Source organism: Methylobacterium sp. 190mf (assembly GCF_900107945.1).
Taxonomy (GTDB): domain Bacteria; phylum Pseudomonadota; class Alphaproteobacteria; order Rhizobiales; family Beijerinckiaceae; genus Methylobacterium.
Genome location: NZ_FNVI01000030.1, coordinates 63,289 through 69,423 on the forward strand (window position 1 = coordinate 63,289; position 6,135 = coordinate 69,423).

At 71.2% G+C, this 6,135-nt stretch carries 6 protein-coding genes and 1 tRNA gene; 2 read left to right on the plus strand and 5 right to left on the minus strand.

The window, feature by feature from the left end; all coding sequences use genetic code 11:
• Nucleotides 1-9: 9 nt before the first annotated feature.
• The 5 genes from C4T42_RS26850 to C4T42_RS26870 form a co-directional block, all read right to left on the minus strand.
• Complete coding sequence (locus tag C4T42_RS26850; RefSeq protein WP_020094391.1) at nt 10-339, minus strand: hypothetical protein; 330 nt, start codon at nt 337-339, stop codon at nt 10-12.
• 104 nt (nt 340-443) lie between these two features.
• The gene (locus tag C4T42_RS26855) at nt 444-809 is read right to left on the minus strand and encodes a response regulator (RefSeq protein ID WP_007567202.1); all 366 of its coding nucleotides are present in this window, start codon (nt 807-809) and stop codon (nt 444-446) included.
• A gap of 163 nt (nt 810-972) precedes the next feature.
• A complete protein-coding gene (gene hpt, locus C4T42_RS26860) occupies nt 973-1,539 on the minus strand; it encodes a hypoxanthine phosphoribosyltransferase (RefSeq protein WP_020094392.1) in 567 nt (188 codons plus the stop codon).
• Between the two features lie 124 nt (nt 1,540-1,663).
• The gene (locus tag C4T42_RS26865; protein WP_020094393.1) at nt 1,664-2,032 is read right to left on the minus strand and encodes a hypothetical protein; all 369 of its coding nucleotides are present in this window, start codon (nt 2,030-2,032) and stop codon (nt 1,664-1,666) included.
• 251 nt (nt 2,033-2,283) lie between these two features.
• Nucleotides 2,284-2,360 (minus strand) — tRNA-His (locus C4T42_RS26870).
• Nucleotides 2,361-2,704: 344 nt separating this feature from the next.
• Here C4T42_RS26870 and C4T42_RS26875 point away from each other — a divergent pair.
• Both C4T42_RS26875 and C4T42_RS26880 read left to right on the plus strand, forming a co-directional pair.
• On the plus strand, nt 2,705-4,513 hold the full coding sequence (locus C4T42_RS26875; protein WP_026605121.1) for a chloride channel protein: 1,809 nt from the start codon (nt 2,705-2,707) through the stop codon (nt 4,511-4,513).
• A 103-nt stretch (nt 4,514-4,616) separates the two neighbouring features.
• The gene (locus tag C4T42_RS26880; protein WP_020094395.1) at nt 4,617-5,708 is read left to right on the plus strand and encodes a tartrate dehydrogenase; all 1,092 of its coding nucleotides are present in this window, start codon (nt 4,617-4,619) and stop codon (nt 5,706-5,708) included.
• Nucleotides 5,709-6,135 lie beyond the last annotated feature (427 nt).

Sequence of the window (6,135 nt, forward strand, 5' to 3'; positions counted from 1 at the left end):
AGCGGGCGCTCAGTCGATGAGCCGCTTCAGGAGCGCGAGGTTGTCCTGGATCGACAGGACGTTGCCGAGCATCTCGGTACGGGCGCAGGCCCCGGCCCCGACAAGACCGAGCCAGCCCGCCGCCGGGCGGGCGCTGCAATCCGCGAAGCTGCCGTACAGGAACAGCCCGGCCGGCACCGCGAGGAGGGCGAGCTTCGTCGGCGAGAAAAGCCGGCCGACGACGCCTCTGCGCGGCCGCCGCGCGTCGCGGTCGTCGTCCCAGTCCCTGTCGTCCGGCTCCCAGCCGTAGCGGTCCGCCTGGTACGCCGCCGCGTCGATGTCCCGGTCCCGGCGATACATGGCGTTCCGTGCTCGGTCTGATCAGTCGGACCGAAGATGCCACGCTTTCGTGAAGCTCAACCTAAGAGCAATGTTTAAGTTCTTCTGAACCGGTCTCGCCCGGCTCAGGCGGCGAGCGCCCGCCTCACCGTGGCGCGCAGATCTGCCAGGGAGAAGGGCTTGGTCAGCACGTCGGTGACGATGGCGTCGAGCCCGCGCGCGCGCTCGCGCTGATCGGCGAAGCCGGTCATCAGCAGGATGGTCAGGTCGGGGAAGTCGCGCTTGGCGGCGAGGGCCAGCGCGATGCCGTCCATGAGCGGCATGCGGATGTCGGTGAGCATCAGATCGAAGCCGCCATCGGCCTCGTTGAGGCGGTCCAGCCCGTCGCTGCCGTCGTTGGCCGTGACGACCGCGTGCCCGTCGATCTCGAGCCCCCGCTTCAGGAAGCCCCGGACGGTCTCTTCGTCATCCACCAGGAGGATGCGCGCCATGTGGTCCCGTAACCGTCCCCGAAATCCGCACGCGCCGCGTCGCGACGCCGCGCACGCTCAAATGTCGACAGACGCAGACGAATTCTCCGTCTGTCAAGTCGTCGCAGGCTGAATTGTCCCGCGGGTCGCGGCGCGCGGCGAAAATGCCGCGCCGCGGGCACGGTCAGGCGTCGAACAGATCCGGGGCGCCGTCCCCGTAATCGACCACGCCCACGAAGGGCAACTGGCGGAAGGCGTGGGCGGCGTCCATCCCGTAGCCGACGACGAACACGTCGGGGCAGGTGAAGCCGACGAAATCCGCGTCGATCGTCACGGCGCGCTTGCCGGGCTTCTCCAGCAGCACCGCGGTGAGGACGCGCCGGGCGCCGCGGGCCATCAGCAGGTCCTTGGCGAAGACGACGGTCCGGCCGGATTCCAGGATGTCGTCCACGAGCAGCACGTCCCGCCCGCGCACCTCGCTCTGTACGTCGCGCAGGATCTCGACCTGTCCGCTGGAGACCGTCCCGGTGCGGTAGCTCGACAGGTGCACGAACTCGACCTGCGGGGCGAGACCCACCCGGTGCAGCGACCGGAGCAGGTCGGCCGCGAACATGAAGCTGCCCTTGAGCACCGCCACGACGAGGAGGTTCTCGGGCCGCGCGGCGAGGATCTCGCGGGCGAGCTCGTCGTTGCGCTTGGCGATGGCCGCCTCGTCGAACAGGGTGCGGACGCGCCGTTCAGGGATGCTCATCTCTCGTGTCCCGAAGCCCGTTGGCGCGGCGGCGCCCGCCGCCACGCTCGGGAACGGTCTTAGCGTCCCGGGCGCGCGCGGGGAACTCCGGATCCGCCAGATGGTCCGGCGCCGTCGACGCGGGTCAGCCTTCGGCCGCCTGCCGGAACGGTCGGAGCAAGCGGGTGAGCCCGCGCCGGCGCGCCGGCCGGGCCGCACGCCGCGCCGCGGCCAAGTCCGGTTCCGGCCCCGCACCGATCCCGTCGGCGTCGTCCCCGTCGACCGCATCCTCGTCGTCCGGCTCCACGTGCCGGACCTGCTCGAGGACGTCCGTCACGATGCGCGGGATGGGCCGCGCGTGCTCTTCCAGGAGCAGCGAGGCTGTCCAGAGGCGACTCGCGTTCGCGAGGGGCAGCTTCCCTTGTGTCAGGCGCTCCATCAGCATCCGGTCGGCGAGCGAGGCCGCGAGGTCGCTCACGATCTCGAGCTGATCCTGCTGTGTCGTGCTCTTCATGGCAGTCTTCACGCTAACGAAGATAGTCTTCTCCCAGCCGGGACGCTATGCGACCAAATTTGGCGATTCTATAACGTGCGTGAGCATTGGAGCTGCCGCCTGTGTAGAGGCCGGCTCCGGCGCGAGGACCGGTCCCGTCGACTCCGATCGGGTGGGGGTTCGGGGCGGCCCTGATCCGGCGCGGCGCCATCCGCGCACAAGCAAAAGGGGCTGGCGATCCGCCAACCCCTCGCGCTGTCGAGCTGAATGGATGGTACCACCGCCCCGGCTCGAACGGGGGACCCCCAGATCCACAATCTGGTGCTCTAACCAACTGAGCTACGGCGGCACTGGCGCGGGGTGTATCGTGGGCCGCGGCAGTTTTCAAGGCGATGCGTGCACGGGATTTGGACTTCGTGGACAGCGCCGTCCGAGCCCCCCGCGCCGGGGCCGGCCGCGCTCCCGCAGCACCGCCCGTTTGCAACGGGCTCGGCCCCGGCTGTAACTGCGGCGGCGGGGCCGACGCGTCGGCCCCGCCGATCGGGCGGACCGGAGGCGAGGGGGCGGACCGTGAGCGCGCGACAGCCATCGGGCGCCGCCGGCGGGGGCAGGGCGCCCGGCGACGGATCGGCCGACGTCCCGGCCCGGCGGCCCGTCAGGCCGGCGCGGAGGCCCCGTCGGCGCTGGACCGGGATCGGGCTCGTCCAGGCCCCCGGGCGGCTCCGCAGCCTCGTCCGACGGAGCGAGGGCGGCCTCGTCGCCCTCGCGACCCTGGTGGGCTGCGTCGCCGGCGTGGCGGTGTCCGCCATGACCTGGATCACCCAGACCCTGCGCGAGCATCTCTACCAGCTGCCCGCGGGCGCGCGCCTCAGCGCCGTCGACGCCGTGCCGCCGGCGCTCCTGCTCGTGGGCCCGTGCCTCGGGGGCGCCGTCCTCGGCCTGCTGATCGTCGCCGCCAACTACGTCCGCGGCCCGCGCAAGCGCCCGGCCATCGACCCGATTGAGGCCAACGCCCTGCACGGCGGCCGCATGTCCCTGCGCGACAGCCTCTACCTCGCGCTCCAGAACGTCATCTCGAACGGGTCCGGCGCCTCGGTGGGTCTGGAAGCCGGCTACACACAGATCGCCTCAGGCCTCGCCTCGCGCCTGGGCATCGCCTTCGAAGTGCGGCGCAGCGACCTGCGCACCCTGGTCGGCTGCGGCGCGGCCGGGGCGATCGCGGCCGGCTTCGGGGCGCCGCTCGCCGGCGCGTTCTACGCCTTCGAGTTGATCATCGGCACCTACTCGATCGCCACGCTGACGCCCGTGGTCGTCGCGGCGCTGTGCGGCAACCTGATCTCGCGCGCCCTGATCGAGGCGCAGCCGCTCGTCGATCTCGGCGACATGCAGGCGGTCACGACCTCGCACGTCACCAGCCTCGAGATCCTGCCGAGCCTCGCCCTCGGGCTGTTCTGCGCGGGCCTCGGGATCCTGATCATGCGCGGGGTCACGCTGGTCGAGCGCCTCGTCCAGGCCTCCGGCGTGCCGCGGGTGGCGGCGCCCGCCTTCGGGGGGCTGTGCGTCGGCGCGCTGGCGCTGCTCGCGACGCCGCAGGTGCTCTCGGGCGGCCACGGCGCCCTGCACATGCACTTTGCCGCCGAGGGGCAGGGGCACGGGATCGCGGTCCTGGCCTGGCTGTTCGCCGCTAAGGCCACGGCCTCGGCGATCTCGATCGGCTCGGGCTTCCGCGGCGGCCTGTTCTTCGCGTCGCTGTTCCTCGGGGCCATCGCCGGCAAGCTGTTCGCCGCCCTCGCCCCCGTGCTGGTGCCGCCGCTGGCGGATTTCGGCCTGACGCCGCTCGCCTACGCGGTGATCGGCATGAGCGCGCTGGCGGTGGCGGTCATCGGCGGCCCGCTCACCATGACGTTCCTGGCCCTGGAGGTCACCGGCAGCCTGCCGATCACCGGCGTCGTGCTGGCGGCGGTGATTGCGTCCTCCCTCACCGTGCGCAAGACCTTCGGCTACTCCTTCGCCACGTGGCGCTTCCACCTGCGCGGCGAGAGCATCCGCAGCCCCCACGACGTCGGCTGGATCCGCTCGCTCACCGTCGGCCGGCTGATGCGCCGCAATCCCGGCACCGTGGCCCTGGACACGCCGCTGCCCACCTTCCTGCGCGCCCATCCCCTCGGCTCGCCCTCCCGGGTGATCGCCGTGGACGGGGCGGGGCGCTACGCCGGCATCCTGAACGTGCCCGAGACGCACGCGGCCGCCCGGGATTCCGGCGCCGACGCGCAGCCGGTCCTCGCCGACCTGCTCCTGCACGCGGACGATTTCCTGACGCCGGGCATGAACGCCAAGGACGCCGCGGCCGCCTTCGACCGGACCGAGAGCGAGGCGCTCGCGGTCGTCGAGAGCGCCGAGAGCCGGAAGGTGCTGGGCCTGCTCACCGAGAGCCACACCCTCAAGCGCTACAGCGAGGAGCTCGACCGCCAGCGCCGGGCGATGGCGGGCGAAACCGACTGATTGTCAGGCCGGGGTGTTGACCCGACACCGGCGCGGACCAATCACCTGACGCCAACGACCCGGGCCCCGCGGAGGCCCGCACTTCGGAACGCGTGGAGGATTCATGGCCGCCCCAGAAAACAGCCAGCAGCGTCGCTACCGCATCGCGGTGATCCCCGGCGACGGCATCGGCAAGGAGGTCGTGCCCGAGGGCGTGCGCGTGCTGGAGCAGGCGGCCAAGCGGCACGGCTTCGGCCTCCAGCTCGACTGGTTCGATTTCGCCAGCTGCGACTATTACGAGCAGCACGGCCGGATGATGCCGGAGGACTGGAAGGCGCGGATCGAGACCCACGACGCGATCTATTTCGGTGCCGTCGGCATGCCCGAGCGCGTGCCCGACCACATCTCGCTCTGGGGCTCGTTGATCCTGTTCCGGCGGGAATTCGACCAGTACGCGAACCTGCGCCCGGTGCGGCTGATGCCGGGGGTGAAGTGCCCGCTCGCCGACCGCAAGCCCGGCGACATCGACTTCTGGGTGGTCCGGGAGAACACCGAGGGCGAGTACTCGAACGCGGGCGGCCGCATGTTCGCCGGCACCGACCGGGAGTTCGCCCTGCAGGAGACGATCATGACCCGGCACGGGACGGACCGGATCCTCAGGTTCGCGTTCGAACTGGCTCAGAAGCGCCCGAAGAAGCACCTGACCTCGGCCACGAAGTCGAACGGCATCTCGATCACCATGCCGTACTGGGACGAGCGGGTGAAGGCGGTGGCCGAGGCCTACCCGGACGTCCGGTGGGACCAGTACCACATCGACATCCTGACCGCGCATTTCGTCCTGAACCCGGATCGGTTCGACGTGGTGGTGGCCTCCAACCTGTTCGGCGACATCCTGTCGGATCTCGGGCCCGCCTGCACGGGCACGATCGGCATCGCGCCGTCCGGCAACATCAACCCGGAACGGGTGCACCCGTCGGTGTTCGAGCCGGTCCACGGCTCGGCGCCGGACATCGCCGGCCAGGGGATCGCCAACCCGATCGGCCAGATCTGGTCGGGGGCGATGATGCTGGAGCATCTCGGCGAGCACGCGGCGGCGGCCGAGATCGTCGGCGGGATCGAGCGGGTGCTGTCCGAGCGGACGCTGCGCACCCGCGACCTCGGCGGGAATGCCGACACGCAGACCTGCGGCAAGGCGGTGGAGCAGGCGCTGGGGTAGGGCAATCACCCCGAGCCTCCCTTCCACGCCCTCATCCTGAGGGGTGCCCGCGTCAGCGGGCCTCGAAGGAGCCCTCCAGGGATCGTGAGACCGCTGGAGGGCTCCTTCGAGGGCTACGCTGCGCTCCGCCCATCAGGATGAGGTGGGATTCCGTTTCCGTCTCAAGGCTGTGGTTGAGATGCCCTCGCCGTCATCACGGGCGGAGGTCCGAACACATCGACAGCGAACGGAATGAGCGCGGGAGACCGCGCTCTCCGTGGCGTCAGCGGGGGCGGCGGCGCACGCTCACCACGTTGCTCGCCGGCTCGGCCTTGCCGGTCTCCGCCGGCAGGGTGTCGAGGGCGGTCCTGACGATGGTCGTGGCGTCGAGGCCCGCCTCGGCGTACATCTTCTCCGGGCTGTCGTGGTCCTGGTAGGCGTCCGGCAG

Bases quoted from the DNA above. Each gene is read 5' to 3' on its own strand.
- C4T42_RS26850 (WP_020094391.1), bottom strand. From the start codon at position 339: ATGTATCGCCGGGACCGGGACATCGACGCGGCGGCGTACCAGGCGGAC.
- C4T42_RS26855 (WP_007567202.1), bottom strand. From the start codon at position 809: ATGGCGCGCATCCTCCTGGTGGATGACGAAGAGACCGTCCGGGGCTTC.
- hpt (WP_020094392.1), bottom strand. From the start codon at position 1,539: ATGAGCATCCCTGAACGGCGCGTCCGCACCCTGTTCGACGAGGCGGCC.
- C4T42_RS26865 (WP_020094393.1), bottom strand. From the start codon at position 2,032: ATGAAGAGCACGACACAGCAGGATCAGCTCGAGATCGTGAGCGACCTC.
- C4T42_RS26880 (WP_020094395.1), top strand. From the start codon at position 4,617: ATGGCCGCCCCAGAAAACAGCCAGCAGCGTCGCTACCGCATCGCGGTG.